The 25,294-nt window shown below is 73.2% G+C and carries 26 protein-coding genes; 10 read left to right on the forward strand and 16 right to left on the reverse strand.

Annotation, left to right across the window (positions count from 1 at the left end):
- Positions 1 to 43 precede the first annotated feature (43 nt).
- Positions 44 to 1,312, reverse strand: a complete 1,269-nt coding sequence (locus ACFV9J_RS06650) for a geranylgeranyl reductase family protein (RefSeq protein ID WP_385350776.1) — start codon at positions 1,310 to 1,312, stop codon at positions 44 to 46.
- A gap of 154 nt (positions 1,313 to 1,466) precedes the next feature.
- On the opposite strand from ACFV9J_RS06650, the gene ACFV9J_RS06655 reads away from it, so the two are divergent.
- A complete protein-coding gene (locus ACFV9J_RS06655) occupies positions 1,467 to 2,822 on the forward strand; it encodes a dipeptidase (RefSeq protein WP_385350780.1) in 1,356 nt (451 codons plus the stop codon).
- A gap of 112 nt (positions 2,823 to 2,934) precedes the next feature.
- On the opposite strand, the gene ACFV9J_RS06660 is transcribed toward ACFV9J_RS06655, so the two are convergent.
- From ACFV9J_RS06660 to ACFV9J_RS06670, 3 genes are all read right to left on the reverse strand, one after another.
- Complete coding sequence (locus tag ACFV9J_RS06660) at positions 2,935 to 3,978, reverse strand: NUDIX domain-containing protein (RefSeq protein WP_385350783.1); 1,044 nt, start codon at positions 3,976 to 3,978, stop codon at positions 2,935 to 2,937.
- Positions 3,979 to 4,145: 167 nt separating this feature from the next.
- Positions 4,146 to 4,340 carry a hypothetical protein gene (locus ACFV9J_RS06665; protein ID WP_385350786.1) on the reverse strand — a complete coding sequence of 65 codons (195 nt, stop codon included), beginning with the start codon at positions 4,338 to 4,340 and terminating at the stop codon, positions 4,146 to 4,148.
- A 95-nt stretch (positions 4,341 to 4,435) separates the two neighbouring features.
- Positions 4,436 to 5,389 (reverse strand): ROK family protein, encoded by a 954-nt coding sequence (locus ACFV9J_RS06670; RefSeq protein ID WP_385350788.1) that lies wholly within the window; start codon positions 5,387 to 5,389, stop codon positions 4,436 to 4,438.
- 214 nt (positions 5,390 to 5,603) lie between these two features.
- Here ACFV9J_RS06670 and ACFV9J_RS06675 point away from each other — a divergent pair, with 214 nt between their 5' ends.
- Both ACFV9J_RS06675 and ACFV9J_RS06680 read left to right on the forward strand, forming a co-directional pair.
- Complete coding sequence (locus ACFV9J_RS06675; protein ID WP_385350791.1) at positions 5,604 to 6,680, forward strand: LacI family DNA-binding transcriptional regulator; 1,077 nt, start codon at positions 5,604 to 5,606, stop codon at positions 6,678 to 6,680.
- Between the two features lie 259 nt (positions 6,681 to 6,939).
- Positions 6,940 to 7,803, forward strand: a complete 864-nt coding sequence (locus ACFV9J_RS06680) for a hypothetical protein (protein WP_385350794.1) — start codon at positions 6,940 to 6,942, stop codon at positions 7,801 to 7,803.
- Here the strand turns inward: ACFV9J_RS06680 and ACFV9J_RS06685 are convergent.
- The 5 genes from ACFV9J_RS06685 to ACFV9J_RS06705 form a co-directional block, all read right to left on the reverse strand.
- Positions 7,784 to 9,082, reverse strand: a complete 1,299-nt coding sequence (locus ACFV9J_RS06685) for a DUF6986 family protein (RefSeq protein ID WP_385350797.1) — start codon at positions 9,080 to 9,082, stop codon at positions 7,784 to 7,786. The genes ACFV9J_RS06680 and ACFV9J_RS06685 overlap by 20 nt on opposite strands.
- A 180-nt stretch (positions 9,083 to 9,262) precedes the next feature.
- Positions 9,263 to 10,225, reverse strand: coding sequence for an electron transfer flavoprotein subunit alpha/FixB family protein (locus ACFV9J_RS06690; protein ID WP_385350799.1), 963 nt, complete (start codon positions 10,223 to 10,225; stop codon positions 9,263 to 9,265).
- A gap of 55 nt (positions 10,226 to 10,280) precedes the next feature.
- Positions 10,281 to 11,069, reverse strand: a complete 789-nt coding sequence (locus ACFV9J_RS06695) for an electron transfer flavoprotein subunit beta/FixA family protein (RefSeq protein ID WP_385350802.1) — start codon at positions 11,067 to 11,069, stop codon at positions 10,281 to 10,283.
- Between the two features lie 220 nt (positions 11,070 to 11,289).
- Positions 11,290 to 11,799: a flavin reductase family protein gene (locus ACFV9J_RS06700; protein ID WP_385350805.1), complete on the reverse strand. Its 510-nt coding sequence runs from the start codon at positions 11,797 to 11,799 to the stop codon at positions 11,290 to 11,292.
- 146 nt (positions 11,800 to 11,945) lie between these two features.
- Positions 11,946 to 12,326, reverse strand: a complete 381-nt coding sequence (locus ACFV9J_RS06705) for a TlpA family protein disulfide reductase (protein ID WP_385350807.1) — start codon at positions 12,324 to 12,326, stop codon at positions 11,946 to 11,948.
- 265 nt (positions 12,327 to 12,591) lie between these two features.
- On the opposite strand from ACFV9J_RS06705, the gene ACFV9J_RS06710 reads away from it, so the two are divergent.
- Positions 12,592 to 13,320 (forward strand): lysophospholipid acyltransferase family protein, encoded by a 729-nt coding sequence (locus tag ACFV9J_RS06710; RefSeq protein WP_385350810.1) that lies wholly within the window; start codon positions 12,592 to 12,594, stop codon positions 13,318 to 13,320.
- Between the two features lie 10 nt (positions 13,321 to 13,330).
- Here the strand turns inward: ACFV9J_RS06710 and ACFV9J_RS06715 are convergent, their stop codons facing one another.
- The 4 genes from ACFV9J_RS06715 to ACFV9J_RS06730 all read right to left on the reverse strand — a co-directional run bounded on the left by ACFV9J_RS06715 (position 13,331) and on the right by ACFV9J_RS06730 (position 17,276).
- A complete protein-coding gene (locus ACFV9J_RS06715) occupies positions 13,331 to 13,903 on the reverse strand; it encodes a transglutaminase domain-containing protein (protein WP_385350813.1) in 573 nt (190 codons plus the stop codon).
- An 87-nt stretch (positions 13,904 to 13,990) separates the two neighbouring features.
- Positions 13,991 to 15,061 carry a threonine aldolase family protein gene (locus ACFV9J_RS06720; RefSeq protein ID WP_385350816.1) on the reverse strand — a complete coding sequence of 357 codons (1,071 nt, stop codon included), beginning with the start codon at positions 15,059 to 15,061 and terminating at the stop codon, positions 13,991 to 13,993.
- Positions 15,058 to 15,804, reverse strand: a complete 747-nt coding sequence (locus ACFV9J_RS06725; RefSeq protein ID WP_385350819.1) for an SDR family NAD(P)-dependent oxidoreductase — start codon at positions 15,802 to 15,804, stop codon at positions 15,058 to 15,060. Before ACFV9J_RS06725 ends, ACFV9J_RS06720 begins: the two co-directional genes overlap by 4 nt.
- Before the next feature lie 68 nt (positions 15,805 to 15,872).
- Complete coding sequence (locus ACFV9J_RS06730) at positions 15,873 to 17,276, reverse strand: DUF6421 family protein (RefSeq protein ID WP_385350822.1); 1,404 nt, start codon at positions 17,274 to 17,276, stop codon at positions 15,873 to 15,875.
- 226 nt (positions 17,277 to 17,502) lie between these two features.
- Between ACFV9J_RS06730 and ACFV9J_RS06735 the strand changes: the two genes are divergently transcribed.
- Complete coding sequence (locus tag ACFV9J_RS06735; RefSeq protein ID WP_385350825.1) at positions 17,503 to 18,186, forward strand: glycerophosphodiester phosphodiesterase; 684 nt, start codon at positions 17,503 to 17,505, stop codon at positions 18,184 to 18,186.
- A 3-nt stretch (positions 18,187 to 18,189) separates the two neighbouring features.
- Here ACFV9J_RS06735 and ACFV9J_RS06740 read toward each other — a convergent pair whose 3' ends face one another.
- Positions 18,190 to 18,729, reverse strand: coding sequence for a GNAT family N-acetyltransferase (locus ACFV9J_RS06740; RefSeq protein WP_385350828.1), 540 nt, complete (start codon positions 18,727 to 18,729; stop codon positions 18,190 to 18,192).
- A gap of 83 nt (positions 18,730 to 18,812) precedes the next feature.
- Here ACFV9J_RS06740 and ACFV9J_RS06745 point away from each other — a divergent pair, with 83 nt between their 5' ends.
- Together ACFV9J_RS06745 and ACFV9J_RS06750 are read left to right on the forward strand one after the other, a co-directional pair.
- Entirely contained in the window at positions 18,813 to 19,205 is a 393-nt protein-coding gene (locus tag ACFV9J_RS06745) for a VOC family protein (protein ID WP_385350831.1), read from the forward strand.
- A 121-nt stretch (positions 19,206 to 19,326) separates the two neighbouring features.
- A complete protein-coding gene (locus tag ACFV9J_RS06750) occupies positions 19,327 to 20,091 on the forward strand; it encodes a VOC family protein (RefSeq protein ID WP_385350834.1) in 765 nt (254 codons plus the stop codon).
- A gap of 40 nt (positions 20,092 to 20,131) precedes the next feature.
- On the opposite strand, the gene ACFV9J_RS06755 is transcribed toward ACFV9J_RS06750, so the two are convergent.
- On the reverse strand, positions 20,132 to 20,722 hold the full coding sequence (locus ACFV9J_RS06755) for a MarR family winged helix-turn-helix transcriptional regulator (protein WP_385350836.1): 591 nt from the start codon (positions 20,720 to 20,722) through the stop codon (positions 20,132 to 20,134).
- The gene (locus ACFV9J_RS06760; RefSeq protein ID WP_385350839.1) at positions 20,719 to 22,455 is read right to left on the reverse strand and encodes an FUSC family protein; all 1,737 of its coding nucleotides are present in this window, start codon (positions 22,453 to 22,455) and stop codon (positions 20,719 to 20,721) included. Before ACFV9J_RS06760 ends, ACFV9J_RS06755 begins: the two co-directional genes overlap by 4 nt.
- 199 nt (positions 22,456 to 22,654) lie before the next feature.
- Here ACFV9J_RS06760 and ACFV9J_RS06765 point away from each other — a divergent pair, with 199 nt between their 5' ends.
- From ACFV9J_RS06765 to ACFV9J_RS06775, 3 genes are all read left to right on the forward strand, one after another.
- The gene (locus ACFV9J_RS06765) at positions 22,655 to 23,239 is read left to right on the forward strand and encodes a DUF5134 domain-containing protein (protein ID WP_385350841.1); all 585 of its coding nucleotides are present in this window, start codon (positions 22,655 to 22,657) and stop codon (positions 23,237 to 23,239) included.
- A gap of 390 nt (positions 23,240 to 23,629) precedes the next feature.
- On the forward strand, positions 23,630 to 24,565 hold the full coding sequence (locus tag ACFV9J_RS06770) for a M56 family metallopeptidase (protein WP_385350843.1): 936 nt from the start codon (positions 23,630 to 23,632) through the stop codon (positions 24,563 to 24,565).
- Positions 24,566 to 24,621: 56 nt separating this feature from the next.
- The gene (locus ACFV9J_RS06775) at positions 24,622 to 25,293 is read left to right on the forward strand and encodes a phosphatase PAP2 family protein (RefSeq protein ID WP_385350846.1); all 672 of its coding nucleotides are present in this window, start codon (positions 24,622 to 24,624) and stop codon (positions 25,291 to 25,293) included.
- Position 25,294 lies beyond the last annotated feature (1 nt).

The raw sequence follows: 25,294 nt of genomic DNA on the forward strand, positions 1-25,294 counted from the left end.
TCAGGTCCTGACCGGGCGGGCGCCGACGGCCGGGCACCCGCGGTCAGGCGCCGGTCTCTTCGCCCGCGGGCGACGCGGACCGGGCGGACGCCTCGGCCGCCTCGGACCGGCGGTCCATCGCCCCCAGCGCCCGCTGGGCCAGCGGATGACTGCGAACCAGCTCGCCCAGCGAGGTCGAGCCCTGCGTGATGTCCCTGAACGCCTTCCAGGCCGGACGGAAACCGGTCAGGGCCGCGTGGAAGAGGCCGGGCCTGCGCTCGAACACCGTCAGCATCCGCTTGCCGACGCTCATCTCCACGCCCAGCCCGGCCTTGATCGCGAACGCGTAGTTCAGGGCCTGCTTGCGCGCGTCCACCGCGTCGTGGGCCTCGGAGATGCGCACCGCCCACTCCCCCGCGAGCCGTCCCGAGCGCAGCGCGAAGGAGATGCCCTCTCGGGTCCACGGCTCCAGGAGCCCGGCCGCGTCCCCGCACACCAGGACCCGGCCGCGCGAGAGCGGCGAGTCGTCCGCGCGGCAGCGCGTCAGGTGGCCGGAGGAGATGCTCGGTTCGAATCCGGCGAGCCCGAGCCGGGCGACGAAGTCCTCCAGGTACCGCTTGGTCGCCGCGCCCTCGCCGCGCGCCGAGATGACCCCGACCGTGAGCGTGTCCCCCTTGGGGAAGACCCAGCCGTAACTGCCGGGGATCGGGCCCCAGTCGATGAGCACCCGGCCCTTCCAGTCCTCGGCGACCGTCTCGGGCACCGGGATCTCCGCCTCCAGGCCGAGGTCGACCTGGTCGAGCTTCACCCCGACGTGCGCGCCTATCCGGCTGGCGCTGCCGTCCGCGCCGACCACGGCCCGGGCCAGCACCGTCTCACCGCCCTGGAGGACGACGGCGACCGTGCGCCGGTCCGGCACCGCCGAACCGTGCTGCTCCACTCGGGTCACGGTCGCGCCGGTGCGCAGCTCGGCGCCCGCCTTCTGGGCGTGCTCGACGAGCTGCAGGTCGAAGTCGGGCCGGTTGATCAGCCCAAACAGCATCTGCCGGGAGCGCCGGGTCCGGGTGAAGCGCCCGTTGTTCGAGAAGGTCACCGCGTGCACCCGGTCCTGGAAGGGCAGCTCGAAGCCGGGCGGGAGGGTGTCGCGCGAGGGCCCGATGATGCCGCCGCCGCATGTTTTGTAGCGGGGCAGCTCGGCCTTCTCCAGCAACAGGACACGCCGCCCCGCGACCGCCGCCGCGTAGGCGGCCGAGGCCCCCGCCGGTCCCGCGCCCACCACGACCACGTCCCAGACCTGACGCGCGTCGTCCGCCGAAGAGTTCTCGCTGCTCACGATGGTCTACTGCTCCGATCAAACCGCATGCCGCACCTGACCCCCGCATCCTACGGCGGGCATCGCCGCAGGCCACTGTGGGAGGATCGGCCCGTCATTCCAAGTCATTCCAAGTACTCCTTGGTACAACGTCGCACCCACAAGGAGCGTGCCCATGTCGTCGAATCCGGTCGCGGAGACCGTCGCTTCGCTGATGCCCCGCGCGAAGGAGGAACTGGCCGCGCTGGTGGCCTTCAAGTCGGTGGCCGACTTCGACCAGTTCCCGCGCAGCGAGAGTGTGGGCGCCGCCAACTGGATAGCGGCGGCCCTGCGCGCCGAGGGTTTCCAGGACGTGGACCTGCTCGACACGCCGGACGGCACCCAGTCGGTGTACGGGTACCTGCCGGGCCCCGAGGGCGCCAAGACGGTGCTGCTCTACGCCCACTACGACGTGCAGCCTCCGCTGGACGAGGCCGGCTGGGCCACCCCGCCGTTCGAGCTGACCGAGCGCGACGGCCGCTGGTACGGGCGGGGCGCCGCGGACTGCAAGGGCGGCGTGCTGATGCACCTGCTGGCGCTGCGCGCGCTGAAGGCGAACGGCGGCGTCCCGGTGCACGTCAAGGTGATCGCCGAGGGTTCCGAGGAGCAGGGCACGGGCGGCCTGGAGCGGTACGCCGAGGCGCACCCGGAGCTGCTGGCCGCTGACACCATCGTCATCGGGGACGCGGGCAACTTCCGGGTCGGTCTGCCGACGGTCACCTCCACGCTGCGCGGCATGACGCTGCTGCGCGTCAAGGTCGACACGCTCGAAGGCAACCTGCACTCGGGCCAGTTCGGCGGCGCGGCGCCCGACGCGCTGGCCGCCCTGATCCGGGTGCTGGACTCGCTGCGCGCGGAGGACGGCTCGACGACGGTCGACGGTCTGGCGGCGGACCGCACCTGGGAGGGCCTCGCCTACGACGAGGAGCAGTTCCGCCGGGACGCGCGGGTGCTGGACGGCGTGGAGCTGATCGGCTCCGGTTCGGTCGCCGACCGGATCTGGGCGCGGCCGGCCGTCACGGTGCTCGGCATCGACTGCCCGCCGGTCGTCGGCGCCACCCCGTCGGTGCAGGCGGGCGCGCGGGCGCTGGTGAGCCTGCGGGTGCCGCCGGGCGTGGACGCGGCCGAGGCCACCAAGCTCCTCCAGGCCCACCTGGAGACCCGTACGCCGTGGGGCGCCCGGGTCGCCGTCGAGCAGATCGGCCAGGGCCAGGCGTTCCGCGCCGACACCACGAGTCCGGCGTACCAGGCCATGGCGGACGCGATGGCGGTGGCGTACCCCGGCGAGGAGATGCAGTACGCCGGTCAGGGCGGCTCCATCCCGCTGTGCAACACCCTGGCGTCCCTCTACCCGGAGGCGGAGATCCTGCTGATCGGCCTGAGCGAGCCGGAGGCGCAGATCCACGCCGTGAACGAGAGCGTGTCCCCGGAGGAGCTGGAACGGCTGTCGGTGGCGGAGGCGCACTTCCTGCGCAACTACGCGGCGAGCTGAGCCGGGTCGCGGTCGCTGGTCGACGGGGGTGTGCCACTCGGTGTGCCCGACGTCGGCCGGGACCGTGCCGTAGCCCTCGGCGGGCGCGGACGTGCGAGGCCGTGAGCCGGCGTCAGCCGACCGGCGTGCCCGCCTCCAGATAGTGGGCGGCACCACGCTCCCGGGCCCGCAGCGCCCAGCGCAGCCGCTCGTAGCGGACCGGGGGCAGCAGGTCGGCGGCCTCGTCCTCGGTGGCGAAGCGCCAGTCGCGCAGCTCGGGGCCGGGCAGGAGCACCCGGCCGGCGTCCGCGGCGTCGAGCCGGCCGCCGTCGAAGAGCAGCCGCAGCCCTCCGTAGGCGGGAGGGGCCGGTGGTTCCCAGTCGACGACCAGCAGGGCCGGTACGTCCGGGAGGCTGAGGCCGGTCTCCTCGGTGACCTCGCGCATGCCGGCGCGGGCGGGCGCCTCGCCGGGTTCGACGACGCCGCCGGGAAACTCCCAGCCGGGTTTGTAGGTGGGGTCCACCAGCAGGACCCGGTCCCGCTCGTCGAAGAGCAGGACGCCGGCGGCGACGGTCTCGCCGGTGGGCTCGGGTGTCTGGACGATCTCGCAGGCCGGCACGGCACCCGAGCCGACTGCCTCGGCGACCCGGACGGCGGCCTCGTACGGGGTGAGGGCGCCGGTGTCGACGGGGTGGGCGTCGGCGGTGAGCCAGGAGGCGAGTGCGGCGCGGTAGGGCTCGATGTGGTCGTAGGACCACTGCCGTATCCGCAGCTCGCCGTCCGGGAGGTCCCGCGGCACCTCGCGGCTCGCTATTCGCTCCCGCAGGATCGTTTCGGCCGGGGCCAGCAGGACGTGCCGGACCTCGATACGGCGGGCGGCGAGACCGCCGAAGATCTCGTCCCGGTACTCCTGGCGCAGCAGGGTCATCGGGACCACGAGCGTCCCGCCGAGGTCGGCGAGCAGCGCCGCCGCCGTGTCGATCACCAGTCGGCGCCAGATCGGCAGGTCCTGGAAGTCGCCCACCTCGGCCAGGCGTTTGGGCGGCAGCAGGTGCGCGAGTGCCCCGCCGACGACCTCGGGGTCGAAGAGCGTGCTGTTCGGGATCAGTTCGATCAGTTCCCGTGCGGTGGTGGTCTTCCCCGCACCGAACGCGCCGTTGATCCAGACGACGGTCACAGGTCCCCCTCTTCTGTTGGCCCACTGTGGCTTGCCCGCTTCACCCCGCCACGGAAACCAGCCCGGCCGGTGACGTGGGAAAGGGCATATGACAGCGGCGCCGACGCCCCCTCGGGGGCAACGGCGCCGTGTGGATCCGAGCGGGCGCGTCGGCCCGGTCCGGGGTGTCAGCCCAGCTGTCCCAGGGCGTCGTCGTCGAGGGTCAGGCTCTCGTTGGCGACGGTGTCCTCCAGGGTACTGACGGTGTCGTCCACCCCGAGATTGAGCGGGAGGTCGCTCGGGGCGGCGTGGGACGGGCTGACGGCCGCGACGACGAAGCCGGTGGCGAGGGTCGCGAGGGCGAGGATGCTGCGCTTCTTCATGCCCCGTTCAACTACGCCGCCGCCCCGGGGTCACGGGCAGGACCGCGCAAGTCGCCCGTGCCACGGAGTCCGCCCCGGCCGCCGCGGGGCGGGGCTCAGACGTGCGCGGCGGTCACGGCCGCCGTCCTCGACAGGGCCGCGGCGGCCGCGCCGACCAGCCCGGCGTCCGTGCCCATCTGGGCGGGGACGACCGCGAGGCGCTGGACGAAGGACAGCGTCGCGTAGTCGGTGAGGGCCTTGCGCAGCGGGGCGAAGAGAACGTCCCCCGCCTTGCCCACGCCCCCGCCCACCACGGCGATGTCGATCTCGACGAGGGTCGCGGTGGCGGCGATACCGGCGGCCAGCGCCTGCGCGGCCCGTTCGAAGGAGGCGACGGCGACGGGGTCGCCGAGGCGCGCCGAGGCGGCGACCGCGGCGGCGGAGGTGTCGCCGTCCGGTCCGGGCAGCCAGCCGGCCTCCAGCGCGCGGCGGGCGATGTTGGGGCCGCTCGCTATGCGCTCCACGCAGCCGCGCGCACCGCACGGGCAGGGGTCGCCGTCCAGGTCGACACTGATGTGGCCGATGTGGCCGGCGTTGCCGGTCGGTCCGGGGTGCAGCCGGCCGTTCAGGACCAGACCGCCGCCGACGCCCGTCGACACCACCATGCACAGCGCGTTGTCGTGCCCGCGGGCGGCGCCCTGCCAGTGTTCGGCCGCCGTGATGGCCACCCCGTCGCCGATCAGCTCCACCGGCAGGCCGCCGGCGGCGGCCCGGACCCGCCGGACCAGCGGGTAGTCGCGCCAGCCGGGCACGTTCACCGGGCTGACCGTGCCGGCCGAGGCGTCCACCGGACCGGCACTGCCGATGCCGACCGCCGATGCCCGCTCCCACAGGGGCGACGCGGTCAGCTCGGCGAGCACGTCCTCGACGGCCCGCATCACGGTGTCACCGCCCTCCCGGGCCGGTGTCGCACGCTGTGCGCGCGCCTGGATGCGGCCGTGGCCGTCCACCAGCGCGCCGGCGATCTTGGTGCCGCCGATGTCCAGCGCTGCCACGAGGTCGGTGTGCATCAGAGTCGGATCTCCCCGTCGGACCGAAAGCGAAAAATGCCGTACACAAGAGCGCGCAGCGACCGGTCCCACGGTGGGGACGAGGACCGGAGAGTGCGATGGACAGTGTCTCCCGCATCTGACAACGTTGTCCAGGCTCTATGCTCGACGCCACATCCTCATACAAGCCCATGACCGACACATCCCCCTGGACTACAGGAGCCGACGCATTCCCGTGGACGACAGGACAGGACACCGCATCGTGCCCGACACGACCCGCCGCGCAGACCGCCTCCCCGGGAACCGTTACGGCAATCGCCCGACCATGAAGGACGTCGCCGCCCGGGCCGGGGTCGGCCTCAAGACCGTCTCCCGGGTGGTCAACGGGGAGCCCGGCGTCACCCCGGAGACCGAGCGGCGCGTCCAAGAGGCCATCGACGCGCTGGGCTTCCGTCGCAACGACAGCGCGCGGGTGCTGCGCAAGGGCCGCACCGCGAGCATCGGCCTGGTCCTGGAGGATCTGGCGGACCCGTTCTACGGGCCGCTCAGCCGCGCCGTGGAGGAGGTGGCCCGCGCCCACGGCGCCCTGTTGATCAACGGGTCCAGCGCGGAGGACCCGGACCGCGAGCAGGAGCTGGTGCTCGCCCTGTGCGCGCGGCGCGTGGACGGTCTCGTGGTGATCCCCGCCGGGGACGACCACCGGTATCTGGAGCCCGAGCTGAAGGCGGGCGTCGCCACGGTGTTCGTGGACCGTCCGGCGGGTCGGATCGACGCGGACGTGGTGGTCTCCGACAACTTCGGCGGTGCCCGCGACGGGGTGGCCCACCTGATCGCGCACGGGCACCGCAGGATCGGCTTCATCGGCGACATGCCCCGCATCCACACCGCCGCCGAGCGGCTGCGCGGCTACCGGGCGGCGATGGAGGACGCGGGCATACCGGTCAAGGACTCCTGGATGTCCCTGGGTGTCACCGATCCCGTGCGGGTGCGCCGGGCGGCCGAGGAGATGCTCGCCGACCCGCAGCCGGTCACCGCGATCTTCACCGGCAACAACCGGGTGACGGTCACCGTGATCCGGGTGCTGGCCGAGCACACCCGGGGCGTCGCCCTGGTCGGTTTCGACGACATCGAGCTGGCCGACCTGCTCCGGCCGGGCGTCACCGTGGTCGCGCAGGACGCGGCCGCCCTCGGCCGCACCGCCGCCGAGCGGCTCTTCCGCCAGCTGGACGGCTCCCTCCTCGCCCCCGACCGCATCGAACTGCCGACCAGGCTGGTCACCCGGGGCTCGGGCGAGCTGCCGCCGTCGGACTGATCGGGACGCGCGGACCGGCGGCCATACGGCACCGGGACCATACGGCACCGGGTCCGTCCGGCGTCCGATCCGGTCGGCGGAGGCGCGCGGCCCCGCACGGGCGTCCCGCACCCACGTCCCGCACGGCCCTCGGCTCCGACGTCCGGCCGACGCGCCGCGGTCGGGCCCGCAGGGTGCCGCACGCCCGCCGGCCGCCACCACGCGCGTGTCCGGTCACAGCGCCCCGCCCACCCCTGTCACCCCCGGGAGGAAGCACACCGTGTCGCCACCAGTGAGCGAGGGCCGTGGACCCGCGCGGCCGCCCGGCCAGGACCGCACGCTGGATGCGCTCGGGCTGGCCGGGGTGCCGCGCGAGGAGCCGCTGCTGTACCCGGGTGCGTGGCCGCGGGAGTCCGGGCTGCTGGACGGGGACCGGCTGCTGCCGCTGGACCGGGCGGTGTACGAGGAGGGCGACGGCCGGGTCCCGGTGCTGGCGATCGGCTCCAACGCGAGCCCCGGCCAGCTGCGGCACAAGATGGCCGAGTTCGGGATCGACTCGCCGATCCCGATGGTGAGGTCCCGGGTCACCGGACTGGACATCGGCGTCTCCGCGCACGTGAGCCGCATGGGCTACGTGTCCGCGTCGCCGGTGGGCGCCCCCGGCACCGTACGGGAGCTGTTCGTCCTGTGGCTCGACGCCGAGCAGCTCGCGGTGATCGACGCGAGCGAGGGCGTCCCGATGGCGGGCGGCAACTTCGACCGGGTCTGGCTGCCCGCGCCCGACGTACGCGTCGAGCCGGGGGACGGCTCGGTGCTGGCCGGCGCGTACGCGTACGTCAACCGCCACGGCGTCCTGCACGACGGCACCGGCGCGCCGCGGCGGCATCCGGGGGCGCAACGGCCCCTGATCACCGAGTTGCTGCACGGGTCGGCCCGGCTGCGGGAGCTGTTCGGGACGACGCCCGAGGAGTTCAGCGCGCGGGCGCGGGCGGACCGGCGGCTGTGCGACCGCGGGACGCGGCTGTTCGCCGAGGAGGAGCGGGTGACGGCGTCCGGCCTGGAGCGGTACGTGGGCTCCGGGCCGGAGGATCCCTTCGCCGGGGGCCGGACGCCGTCGGCGGACCCTACTGCGCCGATGCCGTGAGGTCGCCGCGCCGCGGGCCGGAGAAGCCCTCCAGGTCGGCTCGGGTGAGGCCGGTCAGCCGGGCGACCTCGCCGATGTCGAGGGCGCCGCAGTCCAGGCCGCGCAGCAGGTAGCCGCTGAGCGCCTTGGCGGTGGCGGGCTCGTCCATGACGTCGCCGCCGGTGCGGTTGGCGTAGCGGGCGAGGCGGGCGGCGGCCTGCTCGAAGCCCTCGCGGTAGAAGGCGAAGACGGCCGCGTACCGGGTGGGGATGTGGCCGGGGTGCATGTCCCAGCCCTGGTAGTAGGCGCGGGCCAGGGCGCGGCGGGTGAGGCCGTAGTGCAGCCGCCAGGCGTCGTGGACCTGCGCCGTGGGGCCGACCGGCAGGACGTTGGTGGAGCCGTCCGAGACCCGAACGCCGGTGCCGGCGGCGGCGACCTGCATGACCGCCTTGGCGTGGTCGGCGGCCGGGTGGTCGCTGGCCTGGTGGGCGGCGGAGACGCCGAGGCAGGCGCTGTAGTCGAAGGTGCCGTAGTGCAGGCCGGTGGCGCGCCCCTCGGCGGCCTGGATCATCCGGGCGACGGTGGCGGTGCCGTCGGCCGCGAGGATGGACTGGCTGGTCTCGATCTGGATCTCGAAGCCGATCCGGCCGGGCGTGAGGCCGCGCGCCTTCTCGAAGGCCTCCAGGAGCCGCACCATGGCGGTGACCTGCTCGGGGTAGGTCACCTTGGGGAGGGTGAGGACCAGTCCGTCGGGCAGGCCGCCGGCCTCCATCAGGCCGCTGAGGAAGACATCGAGGGTGCGGATGCCCCGGGCGCGCACGGGAGCCTCCATGCACTTCATGCGGATGCCCATGTACGGGGCGGCCGTGCCCTGCTCGTACGCCTCGGCGATCAGGCGGGCGGCGCGGGCGGCCGCCTCGTCCTCCTCGGCGTCCGTACGGTTGCCGTAGCCGTCCTCGAAGTCGACGCGCAGGTCTTCGATCGGCTCGCGCTCCAGTTTGGCGCGTACGCGGGTGTACACGGGCTCGGCGAGGTCGTCGGCGAGGCCGAGGACGGCGGCGAAGGACGCGGCGTCCGGGGCGTGTTCGTCGAGCGCGGCCAGCGCCTTGTCGCCCCAGGAGCGGATCGCGTCGGCGGCGAAGACGTCGCCGGGGACGTAGACGGTGTGGACGGGCTGGCGGGTGCCCGGGTCTCCGGGGTAGCGGCGCTCCAGCTCCGCGTCGACCGGTGCGAGGGAGGCACTGATCTCCTCGCCGACGGCGCCCGCGAGGCTCGTTGCCACCTTCTCCTGCTGACCCATTCGACACCCTCCTGGTGTTCATTCCTGCTGTTCATTTTTCCGCTGACCGGAATCAGTTATCCGTAGAGTGAAGTTATCTGCCGGTCCCTCGCGGGTCAACACCATCCTGCGCGCACGCCTAGGCCCCCGCGACGTCCGTGGACGTCGCGGGGGCCTCGGTGTGCGGTGCGGCGGGGAGGTTCAGCCCTTGCGGGTCCTGACTTCCTCGGTGAGCTGCGGGACGACGTCGAAGAGGTCGCCGACGACGCCGTAGTCGACCAGGTCGAAGATCGGGGCCTCGGCGTCCTTGTTGATCGCCACGATCGTCTTCGAGGTCTGCATGCCCGCGCGGTGCTGGATCGCGCCGGAGATGCCGGAGGCGATGTACAGCTGCGGGGAGACGGACTTGCCGGTCTGGCCGACCTGGTTGGTGTGCGGGTACCAGCCCGCGTCCACCGCGGCGCGCGAGGCACCGACGGCCGCGCCGAGCGAGTCGGCGAGCGCCTCGATGATCGCGAAGTTCTCCGCGCCGTTGACGCCGCGGCCGCCGGAGACGACGATCGCGGCCTCGGTCAGCTCCGGGCGGCCGGTCGACTCGCGCGGCGTGCGCGAGGTGACCTTGGTACCGGTGGCGGCGGCGGAGAAGGTGACCGACAGGGCCTCGACCGCGCCGGCGGCCGGAGCGGCCTCGACGGCGGCCGAGTTCGGCTTGACCGTGATGACCGGGGTGCCCTTGGAGACGCGGGACTTGGTGGTGAAGGCGGCGGCGAACACCGACTGGGTGGCCACCGGGCCCTCGTCGCCGGCCTCCAGGTCGACGGCGTCGGTGATGATGCCCGAGCCCAGGCGCAGCGCCAGGCGGGCGGCGATCTCCTTGCCCTCGGCGGAGGACGGGACCAGCACGGCGGCCGGGGAGACGGCGGCGACGGCGGCCTGGAGGGCGTCGACCTTCGGCACGACCAGGTAGTCGGCGTACTCGGCGGCCTCGTGGGTGAGGACCTTCACCGCGCCGTGCTCGGCGAGGACGGCGGCGGTGTCACCGGCGCCGTTGCCCAGCGCGACGGCCACCGGCTCGCCGACGCGGCGGGCCAGGGTCAGCAGCTCCAGGGTCGGCTTGCGGACGGCACCGTCCACGTGATCGACGTAGACGAGAACTTCAGCCATGGGACTTCTTCTCTCCTGCTTGCGAAAGATGAGGGGCGGTGGGGGCGGCGGGCCCTCAGATGAACTTCTGGCCCGCGAGGAACTCGGCGAGCTGCTTGCCGCCCTCGCCCTCGTCCTTGACGATCGTGCCCGCGGTGCGCGCCGGACGCTCGGCGGCCGACTCCACGACCGTGTAGGCGTTCTCCAGACCGACCTCGTCCTCGTCGATGTCGAGGTCGGAGAGGTCCCAGGACTGAACCGGCTTCTTCTTGGCCGCCATGATGCCCTTGAAGGAGGGGTAACGCGCCTCGCCCGACTGGTCGGTGACCGACACGACCGCCGGCAGGGACGCCTCCAGCTGCTCCGTGGCGGAGTCGCCGTCCCGGCGGCCCTTGACCGTGCCGCCCTCGACCGAGACCTCGGACAGCAGCGTCACCTGCGGCACGCCCAGGCGCTCCGCGAGCAGCGCGGGGACGACGCCCATGGTGCCGTCGGTGGAGGCCATGCCGGAGACGACCAGGTCGTAGCCGGCCTTCTCGACGGCCTTGGCCAGGACCAGGGAGGTGCCGATGGCGTCGGTGCCGTGCAGGTCGTCGTCCTCGACGTGGATCGCCTTGTCCGCGCCCATGGACAGCGCCTTGCGCAGGGCGTCCTTGGCGTCCTCGGGGCCCACCGTCAGGACGGTGACCTCGACGTCGTCGTCCGAATTCTCCGAGATCTGCAGCGCCTGCTCGACCGCGTACTCGTCCAGCTCGGAGAGCAGACCGTCCACGTCGTCCCGGTCGACGGTCAGGTCATCGGCGAAGTGCCGGTCGCCGGTGGCGTCGGGCACGTACTTCACAGTGACAACGATCCTCAAGCTCACGCCGGCTCTCCTACTGCGTCGACATTTCAGTGCTGCCTCTTGCAGGCAGCATAGGCGCCCCAAGCGGCCGATCCCGGTCGGGGCGGCCTGCGCTCCGCCCGGAATATTACTCGTCAGTACACCCAGTTCCTGCCCGCTAAGCAAGCGCTTTGAACTGTGACCTTCGCAACGCAGCGTAACCGGAACCCGACGCCTTCGCAGCAGCCGTCCCGCTGACCGGTCAGTCGCGCAGACCCCGGTAACGCCCCTGGTGGTACAGCAGCGGCTCGCCGGCTCCGGCGGGGTCGCCGAGGAGGACTTCCGCCAGCACGATCCGATGGTCCCCCGCGGGCACCCGGCCGACCACCCGGCACACGAGCCAGGCGAGCACGCCGTCCAGCACCGGCACACCCTCGGGCCCCTCCCGCCAGGCGGTGGGCGCGGCGAAGCGGTCGGCGCCGCTGCGGGCGAAGGTGGCCGCCAGCTCCTCCTGGTGCTCGCCGAGCACGTGGACGCCCACGTACTCCGCCTCGGACACCGCGGGCCAGCTCGACGAGCCGGTGCCGATGCCGAAGGAGAGCAGCGGCGGGCGGGCGGAGACGGAGGTGAGGGACGTGGCCGTGAAACCGACCGGGCCGCCGGGGCCCCGCGCGGTGATCACGGCGACGCCCGCCGCGTGCCGCCGGAAGACGGACCGCAGCAGGTCGTCGGTGGCGGGCCGGGGTGCGGCCAGGTCGGGTGTGACCGTCATGCGGGGTGGTCCTTCTGCGTTGCGCCTCGGTCCCGGAAACGGCGAGCGGGGCATGGGGGCAGGCTGACGACGGGTGGCACACACAGTCAATTACGTCCCGGGATGTGGGGGCTGTGGAGAAGACCTCACCACTGGCGTGGCGCTTGTCACACCGCCTCTCCCAGCGCGGCGATCACGTCCGCCCTGCGCGGCTGACCGGTGGCACGCCGCACGACGCGGCCGTCGGCATCCAGGACCAGCACGGTGGGGGTCTTGAGCACGTCGAGGGCGCGGACCAGTTCGAGGTGCCCCTCGGCGTCGATCTCGACGTGGGCGACACCGGGGACCAGGCCGGCCACCTCGCCCAGTACCCGCCGGGTGGCCCGGCAGGGCGCGCAGAAGGCACTGGAGAACTGTACGAGCGTCGCGCGGGAGCCCAGCTCCGCACCGAGATCGGCCGCGTCGACCCGTACGGCGGTGGCCCCCGGCCCGTTGCCGTCGTCCTGCCCGCGCACCAGCGCGCCCCCGTTCCGCCGCCACCGCGGCACTCATGGCGGCGTGTACTCCGCACGCCACCGGTTCGGTACTCCGAAGGTGCAGCGTCCGCGGAGCCGCGGAGATTCCCGCCCACCGGCGCATTTCGGCCACGCGAGGGCCCGGCAAGTGATGAGGATCTCGCCGCGCACGGGCACCAAGGCTGGTACACCGGCCGTTCTTGGGGCACGATCTGCGACAAGCCGCAAACCTACGGCTGCGTAACTTTCGACTGGGAGTTTCCCTTCCCAGGCTGACAAGGAAGGGTCCGACCCGCCCATGGCAGAACTCGTCTACCGTCCGGTCATCGGTCTCGCCCGCACCATGTTCAAGGTGTGGGACCTCAAGATCGACTGCCGTGGGTCGGAGAACATCCCGCGCACGGGCGGCGCCGTACTGGTGAGCAACCACATCAGCTACCTGGACTTCATCTTCGACGGCCTGGCCGCGCTGCCGCAGAAGCGGCTGGTGCGCTTCATGGCGAAGGAGTCGGTCTTCCGGCACCGGATCTCCGGTCCGCTGATGCGCGGGATGAAGCACATCCCGGTCGACCGCAAGCAGGGCGAGGCGGCCTACGCGCACGCCCTGGACTCGCTGAAGTCCGGCGAGATCGTCGGGGTCTTCCCCGAGGCGACGATCTCCGAGTCGTTCACCCTGAAGAGCTTCAAGTCGGGTGCCGCGCGGCTCGCGCAGGAGGCGGGCGTCCCGCTGGTCCCCATGGCGCTGTGGGGTACCCAGCGGCTGTGGACCAAGGGCCACCCGCGCAACTTCAAGCGCAGCCACACCCCCATCACCATCCGGGTCGGCGAGGCGATGGAGGCGCCGCGCGAGCAGTACGCGGGTGCCATCACCCGGCGGCTGCGCGAGCGGGTGCAGGAGCTGCTGGAGGCCGCGCAGCGCGCCTACCCCGTGCGCCCCAAGGGAGCCGACGACACCTGGTGGATGCCGGCCCATCTCGGCGGCACGGCCCCGACGCCCGAGCAGCTGCGCACCGCCCAGGCGCACTGAGCCGGGCGTTTCAGAGCGCGGTGGGGAGGGTCTCCCACAGGTGCGGGCGGTCGGTGGCCGCCTTGAGGACGTCCAGGACGGCGGGATGCGGCGCCGCGTACAGCTCCGGGTAGTCCGCCTCGCCCGCCGCGTGGTCCGGCGTGAAGGCCAGTTGCTCCCTGCCCAGAGAGAACCGCGCGTCCACGCCGGGCTTGTTCCCGCGCGGATCCTGCCGGTGCCAGGCACCGTCGAGGCGTACGGCGACCAGCCCGTGCACCACGTCGAACCGCTGGTAGCACAGCGCGGTGGGGATGTCCTCGGCCCGCAGCAGCGCGGCCAGGGCGTGGGCCATGGCGTAGCAGATGCCGGTGCGCTGCTCCAGGACGTCGGAGGCCCGCCAGGTGACGCGCGGGTCCCCGGAGTCCTGTGAGTGCGGGATGGTGTCGCGCACGAACTCGAAGGCCAGTCGCGCATAGGCATACGAATCCTCCGCGTGTCTGGCGAGTCCGCCGGCCACCTCCCGCACGCGCGGATGGTCATGGTCGACGGCCTCGTCGGCAGCCAGATAGGCGGACAGGTCGGGGGTCTTCTGGATCAGCTCCATGCCCGCAGAGCATAGGAAAGCGATCACCCGTCAGTCAATGACTTTTCAAGTGACCGCATACCTATGCAACGCCGGGAGGTGCTGCCGTCAGCGCGCCATCTCCTCCTTCAGGGCGGCCACGAACGCGTCGACATCGTCCTCGGTGGTGTCGAAGGCGCACATCCAGCGCACGTCGCCGGCGGCCTCGTCCCAGAAGTAGAAGCGGAACCGCTTCTGCAGGCGCTCGCTCACCTCGTGCGGCAGCCGGGCGAAGACCGCGTTGGCCTGCACCGGGTAGAGGATCTCCACGCCGTGCACGGCGCGCACGCCCTCGGCCAGTCGCTGGGCCATCTCGTTGGAGTGCCGGGCGTTGCGCAGCCACAGGTCCTTGGCCAGGAGCGCCTCCAGCTGCACGGACACGAAGCGCATCTTGGAGGCGAGCTGCATGGACAGCTTGCGCAGGTGCTTCATGTGGCGCACCGCGTCCTGGTTCAGCACCACGACCGCCTCGCCGAACAGCGCCCCGTTCTTGGTGCCGCCGAGCGAGAGCAGGTCGACGCCGACCGCGTTGGTGAACGTGCGCATGGGGACGTCCAGCGAGGCGGCGGCGTTGGCTATCCGGGAGCCGTCCAGGTGCACCTTCATGCCGTGCGCGTGGGCGTGCTCGCAGACGGCGCGGATCTCGTCGGGCGTGTAGAGGGTGCCCAGCTCGGTGCTCTGGGTGATCGAGACGACCTGCGGCATCGCCCGGTGCTCGTCGTCCCAGCCGTACGCCTGGCGGTCGATCAGCTCGGGGGTGAGCTTGCCGTCGGGGGTGGGGACGGTGAGCAGCTTGAGGCCGCCCATGCGCTCGGGGGCGCCGCCCTCGTCGACGTTGATGTGGGCGCTCTCGGCGCTGATCACGGCGCCCCAGCGGTCGGTGACCGCCTGGAGCGCGACGACGTTGGCGCCGGTGCCGTTGAAGACCGGGAACGCCTCGGCGCCGGAGCCGAAGTGGCCGCGGATCACGCGCTGGAGGTTGGCGGTGTAGTCGTCCTCGCCGTACGCGACCTGGTGCCCGCCGTTGGCCAGGGCCAGGGCCGCGAGCACCTCCGGGTGGGCCCCGGCGTAGTTGTCACTGGCGAAACCGCGGACCTCGGGGTCGTGATGGCGACGCGCGTCGGTCTTCGGGGGGTTCACGGCTTCTCGGTCAGCCACAGACGGTTTCCGTTCACTTCCGCGGCGGGCTTGTCCCAGACACCGGCGACGGCCTCGGCGAGGTCACGCACGTCCGTGAAGCCCGCGAACTTCGCGTTGGGGCGCTCGGCGCGCATCGCGTCGTGCACCAACGCCTTGACCACCAGGATCGCAGCCGCCGACGTCGGTCCCTGCTCGCCCCCCGCCTTGCGGAAGTAGTCCGCCATGGCCAGCGTCCACGCCTCGGCGGCGGCCTTGGCGGCCGAGTAGGCGGCGTTGCCCGCGGTGGGGCTGGACGCGCCGGCGGCGCTGATCAGGACGTAGCGACCGCGGTCGCTGCGCTGGAGCGCCTCGTGGAAGGCGAGGGAGGTGTGCTGCACGGTGCGGATGAGCAGCTTTTCCAGGAGGTCCCAGTCGCCGAGTTCGGTCTTGGTGAAGGTCTTGCTGCCGCGCCAGCCGCCCACGAGGTGGACCATGCCGTCGACCTGGCCGAACTCCTTCTCGGTGCGGTCGGCCCAGGCCCGGGTGGAGTCCAGGTCCAGCAGGTCGACGCTCTCGCCGGTGACGGTGGCGCCGCCGTGCGCGTAGCGCGCCGCGTCCACCGCCTCGGCCAGCCGCTCCGGGTCGTTGTCCGCGCCGACGACGGTCGCACCCGCCTCGGCGAGCCGCAGCAGCGCGGCCCGTCCGGCGGGTCCGCCCGCCCCGGCCACCGCGATCACCGCGCCGTCGAGCGCCCCGTTCCCCATGGTCCTCGCCTCCCGAGCCTGCTGAGCCTGTGTCTGCCGTACATCTTCCCGCGTGCCGCCGCCGTCGCTCACGCGGCGGCCCGCTCGGCGCCGTCCGCGGCCGCGGTGATGCCCCGGGTCGAGGCGATCACCTTCTTCAGCTTCTTGGACAGGGCCTCGTAGAACATGCTCAGCGGAAACTCGTCCGGAAGCACGTCGTCGACGAGTTTGCGCGGCGGCAGGGTCAGATCCAGGGCGTCGGGGCCCTTGGCCCACTTCGAGCCCGGGTGCGGGGCGAGGTAGGTGGAGACCAGCTCGTAGCCGGCGAACCAGTGGACGATCTTCGGGCGGTCGATGCCGTCGCGGTAGAGCTTCTCGATGTCGGCGCACAGCTGGTTGGTGACCTGCGGGGCGCGCTGCCAGTCGATGAAGAGCTTGTTGTCGGTCCAGCGGACGACGTCGTGCTTGTGCAGGTAGGCGAAGAGGAGCTGGCCGCCGAGACCGTCGTAGTTGCGCACGCGCTCGCCGGTCACCGGGAAGCGGAACATGCGGTCGAAGAGCACCGCGTACTGCACGTCGCGGGCCTGCGGGACGCCGTCCGCCTCCAGCTTCACGGCCTCCTTGAAGGCGGTGAGATCGCAGCGCAGCTCCTCCAGGCCGTACATCCAGAACGGCTGGCGCTGCTTGATCATGAACGGGTCGAAGGGCAGGTCGCCGTGGCTGTGGGTGCGGTCGTGGACCATGTCCCACAGCACGAACGCCTCCTCGCAGCGCTTCTGGTCGTCGACCAGCGCCGCGACGTCCTCGGGCAGCTCCAGGCCCAGCAGGTCCACGGCGGCGTCGGTGACCCGGCGGAAGCGGGCGGCCTCGCGGTCGCAGAAGATACCGCCCCAGGAGAAGCGCTCGGGAGCCTCGCGCACGGCGATGGTCTCCGGGAAGAGGACGGCCGAGTTGGTGTCGTAGCCGGCTGTGAAGTCCTCGAAGGTGATGCCGCAGAACAGCGGGTTGTCGTAGCGGGTGCGCTCCAGCTCCGCCAGCCAGTCGGGCCAGACCATGCGCAGCACGACCGCTTCGAGGTTGCGGTCCGGGTTGCCGTTCTGCGTGTACATCGGGAAGACGACCAGGTGCTGGAGGCCGTCCGCGCGGTTCGCGGCGGGCTGGAAGGCCAGCAGCGAGTCGAGGAAGTCGGGCACCTCGAAGCCGCCGTCGGCCCAGCGGGCGAGGTCGGTCACCAGGGCCTCGTGGTAGGCGTGGTCGTGCGGCAGCAGGGGGGACAGCTCGCGCACGGCCTCGGTGACGCGGCGTACGGCGTCCTCGGCGGCGGACCGCTCGGGGGCGCCCTCGGCGTCGAAGTCGATCGACCCGTCCTTGGACTGCCATGGCCGGATCCGCTCCACGGCATCCTTGAGCACGGGCCACGCCGGGTGTTCCACCACCCTGCTCGCCGGAGGAACGTCGCCCTCCACACCCACCTGCACAAGAATTTCCGTCATGTCCCATCCTCCACGGGAGAAGCTTGCGTCAAGACACCGTACGCATACGACGTTTCTCCAATCAAGGGGCGACTCCGTAAATTATCCTGCCTCACCCCGGGCTGCGCCGCACTTTTTCCTGTCGAGCGCCGGATTCGTATACCCGGCGCGGCACGGGGGAAACGGTCCGGCAGGGCCGTTAGGCTGCCGCCCTGCCACGCCGACGTCGACGGAAGCGAGTCGAGCCTTGAACTTCCTCACCATCGGTCACCGCGGAGCGATGGGTGTCGAACCCGAGAACACCCTGCGCTCCTTCGTCGCCGCCGAGCAGGCCGGCCTCGACGTCGTCGAACTGGACCTGCACCTGAGCAAGGACGGCGCGCTCGTCGTCATGCACGACGCGGACGTGGACCGCACCACCGACGGCACCGGCGCGATCGCCGACAAGACCCTTGAGGAACTGCGCGCCCTGGACGCCGGCCGCGGGGAGCGGATCCCGGTCTTCGAGGAGGTGCTGGACGCCGTCTCGGTGCCCTTGCAGGCCGAGATCAAGGACGCGGCGGCCGCGCGCCTCCTCGCCGACGTGATGCTCCGGCGGGACCTGGTGGACCGGGTGGAGGTGATCTCGTTCCACGACGAGGCCATCGTCGAGATCGCCCGGCTGGTGCCGGGGGTGCGGACCGCCCTGGTCGCGCAGTACTACGGCCCCGAGGTCGTGGACCGCGCCGTGGAGGCGGGCGCCAGGACCCTGTGCCTGGACATCAACAGGGTGACGCTGGAGATCGTGCGGAAGGCCCGCAAGGCGGGACTGCGGGTCTTCTGCTGGACCGTGAACACCCAGGACCACCTGCGCCTGGTGCGCGCCCTGGGCCTGGACGGCGCGACGACCGACTACCCGGAGATCAAGCGCACCGGGCGCTTCACGGCCTGAGGCTCACACCAGGGGCTTGACCAGCAGCTCGAACCGGAGGTCGTCGCGCTGCGGGATGCCGAAGCGCTCGTCGCCGTACGGGAAGGGGGTCGTCTCTCCCGTACGGCGGTAGCCACGGCGCTCGTACCAGGCGATGAGGTCCTCGCGCACGGAGATCACGGTCATGTGCATCTCCGTGACACCCCACGTCGCGCGGGCCCGCCGCTCCGCCTCCGCGATGATCGCCTTGCCCAGTCCCCCGCCCTGGAGCGCCGGGCTGACGGCGAACATCCCGAAGTAGGCGTGCGCCCCGCGGTGCTCCAGCTGGCAGCAGGCCACGATCCGGCCGTCCCGCTCCACCGTCAGCAGCCTGCTGTCCGGCGCCTTGACGACCTCCAGCACACCCTGCGGGTCGGTGCGCTGCCCCTGGAGGATGTCCGCCTCGGTGGTCCACCCGGCCCGGCTGGAGTCGCCCCGGTACGCGGACTCTATGAGCGCCACGAGCGCGTCCACGTCGGCGTCGGTGGCGTCGCGGTAGGTCAGCGGGCTGTCGGCGGTGTCCATGGGGCTTCTCCGGTTCGTTCTGGGCCCGGCGCGGGCACCGATGAGCGTAACGCCGCCGAAGGCCGCCACTAGGCTCGGGACGCATGGTGCACGTACTCAGCAGCCGGACCCTGCTCCGCCCCACCGACCCCGACCGCTCCCGCGCGTTCTACGGAGAGCAGCTCGGTCTCGCCGTCCACCGGGAGTTCGGCACGGGTCCCGAGCGGGGCACCGTCTACTTCCTCGGCAACGGCTTCCTGGAGGTCTCCGGGCGCTCCGACGCTCCCCTCACCCCCGGGCTCGCCCTGTGGATCCAGGTCGAGGACGCGGCGGCGGCCCACGAGGAACTGGGCGCCAAGGGCGTCGAGATCGTGCGACCGCCGGTCAAGGAGCCGTGGGGGCTGGTGGAGATGTGGATCGCGGACCCGGACGGCACCCGGATCGTACTGGTGGAGGTGCCCGCGGAGCATCCGCTGCGCTACCGGCCCGGGATCTGACCGGGCGGACGGGCGCCGCGACCGGGGCGCGTACGTGCCGGATGGCCGCGGTCCCGGCCCGGCCTTAGCGTGCTGGAGGGGGACGGACGGTCTGCGGCCCCGGCGGAAGGACGCCAGCACGATGAAGCTCCACGAACCGGTGACCGGCGGGCCCTGCTGGGCGGAGCTGGGGACCACCGACCTCGAGACCGCCAAGCGGTTCTACACCAAGCTGTTCGGCTGGTATCCCGAGACGGACCCGCGGCAGCAGGCGGGCGGCTACACCATCGCCCGGATCGACGACACGCCGGTCGCCGCCCTGACTCCGCTGTACCAGCAGGGGCAGCCGGTGGCGTGGAACGTGTCGTTCGCCGTGCGCGACGCGGACGCGGCCGTACGGCAGGTGACGGCGGCCGGCGGGGTGGCCCTCCAGGGGCCCGCGGACGTCTTCGACTCGGGCCGGTTGGCGGTGGCCGCCGATCCGACCGGGGCGGTGTTCCAGTTGTGGCAGGGACGCTCGTTCCCCGGGGCCGGACTGTTCAACGCGCCCGGCTCGCTGGGCTGGGTGGAGCTGCTGACCCGGGAGCCCGACCGGGCCGCCGACTTCTACACGACGGTGTTCGGCTGGAGCGTCGGCGCCTCGGACCGCTATCCGCAGTGGGGGATCGACGGGGCGGACTTCGGCGGCATGGTGACGATGGACGACAAATTCCCGCACGAGGTCCCGGCGCACTGGCTGCCGTACTTCGCGGTGGCGGACGTGAACACCGTCGCGGTCGACACGACGGACGGCGGCGGCACCGTGCTCATGGAGCCGACCTCCGTGCCCGACGGGCCCCGCATCGCGGTGCTGCGGGACCCGCAGGGCGCGATGTTCGGCGTGTACCGGGCGGGCGACGAGCGCTGATCCGCCCGGTGCGCGGAAGGCCGCGCCGTTCCCGGCCCGCTCAGGCCCGCAGCGCGTCCAGACGGCCCTCCAGCTGGCCGAGGAGCCCCCCGAGGAGCGCCGCCAGCTCCCCCTGCCGCGACCCGGCCACGCCGGACAGGACGGCCGACTCGTAGGCGAGCTGCTCGGGCAGGATGCCGTCGACGAGGTCGCGTCCGGCGTCCGTGAGGCGGACGTGCGCGACCCGGCGGTCGCGGGTGTCGCCGCGCCGCTCGACGAGGCCGCGCTCGGTGAGCTGCTTGAGGCGCTTGGTCACGGCCGCGCCGGAGGAGAAGGTCTCCCGGGCCAGTTCCCCGGGAGTCAGCTCGTGCCCGGTGCGGCGCAGCGCGCCGAGCAGGTCGAACTCGGCACGGCTGAGGCCCGCCCGGCGCAGCGGCGCGTCCTCGGCCTGCTGGAGGAGCGCGGCGCAGCGGTTGATCCGGCCGATGATCTCCATCGGCCCGGTGTCCAGGTCCGGGTGGACGGCACGCCACTGACGTACGACCGCGGCCACGGTGTCCCCGCCCGGCCCCGTCCCGCCGTCACCGGACCCGGGCCCGGCTGCCCCGTCGTGCGCTACCCCGTCGTGCGCTCCCCCGTCGGTTGCGGTCATGGCCGTACGTCCTCCGTTCTCGTGCTCGCGCCCCGGTCCGGACGCGTTGCCTGGCGTCGCACCGCCTCGGCGAGCGTACGGTGTCCGGCCTGCTCGGCGAGCACGACCCTCTCCTGGGGCAGTGCGCGTCCCCACCATTCACCGGCCGCCCCCTCGGCGGTGGCCCGCAGGTCGGTCAGCGCGGCGGCCAGGCCACGGCGCGCGGCCTCCAGGGCGCCGGGGGCGGGGGCGGGCTCGGCGAGGAGGCGCGCGGCGCGCTCCCGGGCCCGGTCGGCCGCGGTCACCGCCTGTTCGACGCGGTTCCCGGCGCGCCGGTTGGTGACGACGACGGCGGCGAGGAAGCCGACCAGGGCGCCGACGACGGTGTCCACGGCCCGCTCGGTCATCAGGTCGCCGGGGGCCTGGTACCCGGCGAACTCGGTGACGAGCAGGGCCATCGGGGTCACGCACACGCTGCCGAGCCAGTAGTTGCGGGTGATGAGTGCCTCGGCGCCGAAGTTGAGGGCGAGGCAGCACAGGACGAGCAGCACCTGCCCGAGGTGGGCGAGCGGGGCTATGGCGGCGAAGAGCAGCACTCCGGCGAGGTTGCCGACCACGCGCTGCACGGCCCGGCTCCAGGTCAGGGTGACGTTGGCCTGGTAGAGCGCGGCGGCGGTGACCAGGGCCCAGTAGGGGCGGCCGATACCGAGGGCGAGGGAGGCGTACCCGGCCAGCGCGCAGCCGAGGGCGGTGCGGGCGGCGATCGGCGTCAGCGGGCCGAGCCGCTGCCACAGGGGCGCGGGGCGGGCAGCGAGTTCGGCGTCCACGCCGAGGAGTTCGTCGGTGTCCCCCGGGGCGTCGCCGGTGCGGGGGATCCGGCCGCCGCCGCGCAGGGCGTGGGCCCAGGCGCGCAGCCGCTCCGGGTCGGTGTCGGCGGGGGCGGCGAGGGCGACCTCGGCGCGGACGACGAGGCGTTCCAGGGCATGCCGGGTGGTGGCGCGGGCGCCCGTGGACGGCAGGGCCAGCAGCGTCTGCCAGGCGGCCTGTACGGCGGCGTACCCGGCGGCGCGGGCGGAGGCGTGGGCGTCGGCGTGGGCGTCGGCGTGGGCGGCGCCCCGTCCCGTGCTGCCCTCTCCGGTGCCGCGGGAGGCGACGGCGTACGCGGCCGCCGCGTTCAGGGCCTGGGCGGTGGCCCGGCGTTCCGGGCCGTGCGGACGGACCGGGGCGGGTGCCATGCCGACGAGCCAGGCCCAGACGCCCGCGGCGGCGGCCAGTGCCAGGTGGCCGGGGACCTGACCGAGGGTCTGCGGGACGAAAAGGGTGGCGGAGCTGATGAAGGTCAGGACCACGTTGCCCGGCGGGCCGACGCGGGTGGCGTCGCACAGGGCCTTCTGCACGGCGGCCAGCAGCGCGCCGACGGTGACGAGGACGACGGCGTTCCGGGTGAGCGAGGCGGTGACCAGGGCGACGGCGAGGCCGCCGAGCATGCCGAGCACCACCCACGCCAGGGTGCGGGCGCGGGCGGCGTAGGGGCGGTTGTGGGCGTAGAGCGCGCACAGGGACCCGGCCATGGTGTACATCGCCAGGTCGAGCCGGCCGAGCGCCAGCAGGAGGAGGTTGGGAGGGGCGACGGCGGCGACCGAACTCAGAGCGGGCTTGAACCAGATCTCGGAGGGCCGGCGCAGGCGCAGCACGCCTGCCAGGGACAGACGTCGGGCCGGGGAGGTGCCGGCGGTGGGGGTCGCACTGCTCATGGACATAAGATTAACAAGTGTTTTATCTGTAAATCAAATACGCGAGTGTGCCGTCCCACATCACCGACCAGCGACGATCCACCGCGGTGAGGGCGCGCGCTCCCCCGGATGCCCCCGCGTACACCCTTGCGCTCGCGTGCGCGCCGCACGGTCCGGGCAGTTCTTGACAGACCGTGGACCGCCGAACGGGGAGGTGCGTGTGCACGGACCGGTGTCACCCGGATGGCTGCTGGTCGCGCTGTGCGCGGCGACCGGTGCCTACTGCCTGCTGCGGATGCGCAGCGGCGTCGAGGAGCAGCGCGGGGCCGCGGGCGGCGAGGCCCTCATGGGGTTCGGCATGGCCGCCATGGCCGTGCCCGCGGCGGTCTTCTCCCCGCCGGGCTGGGTCTGGCCCGCCTACGCGGTGGTGTTCGGCGCCGCAGGGCTGCGGGCGTTGTGGGCGGCCCGGTCGGGGCGCCACCATCTGCACCACGTGGTGGGCGCCGCGGCGATGGTCTACATGGCGGTGGTGATGGCCGCCTCCCCCGCCCACGGGCACGCGCACGGCGCGTCGGGCACACCGGTGCTGACCGGGGCGCTGCTGCTCTACTTCACGGGATACGTGCTGCTGACCGGCGTCCGTCTGATACCCGTCGTGGCGGTGGCGGGGGGCGGCGCGGGGGCCGACGGCCATGTGGGGGCAGACGGCCGTGCGGCGGCCGGGTGGGGCGACCGGCCGGAGCTGGCGCGGGCCTGCCGGCTCTCCATGGCGATCGCGATGCTGGCCATGCTGCTCCCCCTGTGACACCGGCGGGACCGGAGGGGCACGGGCTGCGGGGCGCGGGGCTGCTCGGCGTTCCCCGCGGCGGGTCGGGGCCCAGCGTTCACCACGGCGGGTCGGGGGCCCGGCGCTCACCACGGCGGGGTCAGGGGCCCGACGTTCACCGCGGCGGGTCGGGTGCCCGACGTTCACCGCGGCCGGGTCGAGTGCCCGGCGCTCACCACGGCGGGTCGAGTGCCCGACGCTCACCACGGCGGGTCGAGTGCCCGACGCTCACCACGGCGGGGCCGGGCTGCCCGACGCTCACCACGGCGGGGCCGGGCTGCCCGGCGTTCGCCGCGCGCAATCGTTGCCTGCGTCACTTTGCGCGTCGGCCCGTACTGCCGACGGCACGCCGCTCATAGGCTGCCCCCCATGATTCTCCCCGCGGCACTGCTGCTGCTCGGTGCGCTGACCGCCGTGCTCGCCCCCAGGCTGCTCGCCCGGGCGGACTGGCCGGATCGCGAACCGGTGGTCGCCCTGTGGGTCTGGCAGTGCGCGGTGGCGGCGGTGATCGTGTGCTGCGCGCTGTCGATGACGCTGAGCGCGGCGGCGGCCTGGCACGCGGTGGGCGGGCCCGTCTTCGCGACCGCTCCCGGTCCGGTGGTCGAGGCCTACGCCCTGGGCACGTCCGGGCTCTGGGCGGACACGACGGCCGTCACGCTGGCCTGCGGCGGACTGTGGAGCGCGCTGATGCTGGCCCGGGAGGTGGCACGGGCCCGCGCCCGGCGTCGGCTGCGCCGCGCGGAACTCCGGCACCGCGCTCCGCTGCTGCCGGGCGAGGAGCCCGGCCCGGGTCGGCTCGTCGTACTGGAGGGCGAGCGGCCGGACGCCTGGTGGCTGCCCGGCTCTCCCCCGCAGCTGGTGGTCACCACCGCCGCCCTGCGCCGCCTGAAGGGGCGGCAACTGGACGCGGTGCTCGCCCACGAGAAGGGCCACGCGCAGGCGCGGCACGACTGGCTGCTGCACTGCTCCGCCGCGCTGGCGGACGGGTTCCCGCAGGTTCCGGTCTTCGCCGGGTTCCGCGACGAGATGCACCGCCTGGTCGAACTCGCCGCCGACGACGTGGCCTCCCGCCGTTTCGGCCGCCTGACGACCGCCCTGGCCCTGGTCGAACTCAACGAGGACCGCGGCGTCTTCGGTCCGTGCCCGACCGCCCGGGCCGACGTCCCGCAGCGGGTGCACCGCCTGCTCACCCCGCCGAACCGGCTGACGGCGGCCCGCAGGCTGCGGCTGACCGCGGCGGCCGCACTGGTACCGGTGGTCCCGGTCCTGCTGGCGTTCGCGCCGGGGCTGCGGGCGTTGGGCTAGCCCCTTTCCCGCCACGGCATTGGCCCCGGAGCCACTCATTCGGCGAGGATCGCAGCATGCAGACGCCGCCGGTCGACTCCCCGCCCGCCCCGCCGCAGCCACGCACCGCCCTCCGCGTCACCTGGGTGCTGGCCGTGTGCTCCGCGCTCCTGCTCACCCTGGTGGCCGTCGAATGGCGTCCGTTGGTGCGGCTGGACGAGGACATCGCCGGCACGACCCACCGCTGGGCCGTCGAGGAAGGCGGCCTCACCCACGCCATGCGGATCCTCACCGACTGGGTGTGGGACACCTGGACGATGCGCCTGCTGTGCGCGGTGGTGGTGCTGTGGCTGTGGTGGCGCCGGTCGGACCGGTGGACGGCCGTGTGGCTGGGAGCGACGTGTCTGCTGGGCAGCCTGCTGCAACAGGCCCTCAAGGCTGCGGTGGACCGCCCCCGCCCGGTCTGGCCGGACCCCGTGGACTCCGCGCACTACGCGGCCTTCCCCTCCGGGCACGCCATGACCGCGACGTTCGTGTGCGGCCTGCTGGTGTGGCTGCTCCACCACTACGGCACCGGGCCCGCCCTGCGCCGTACCGGTCTGGCCGTCGCCGTGGTCTCCGTGGCCGGGGTCGGCGTGACCCGGGTGTGGCTCGGCGTCCACTGGGCCACGGACGTGCTCGGCGGCTGGCTCCTGGGCGGTCTGGTCGTGGCGCTCGCGGTGCTGGTGCACCGGCGCGGGCATCCGTGAG

Source organism: Streptomyces sp. NPDC059906 (genome assembly GCF_042730645.1).
Taxonomy (GTDB): Bacteria; Actinomycetota; Actinomycetes; order Streptomycetales; family Streptomycetaceae; genus Streptomyces; species Streptomyces rubrogriseus.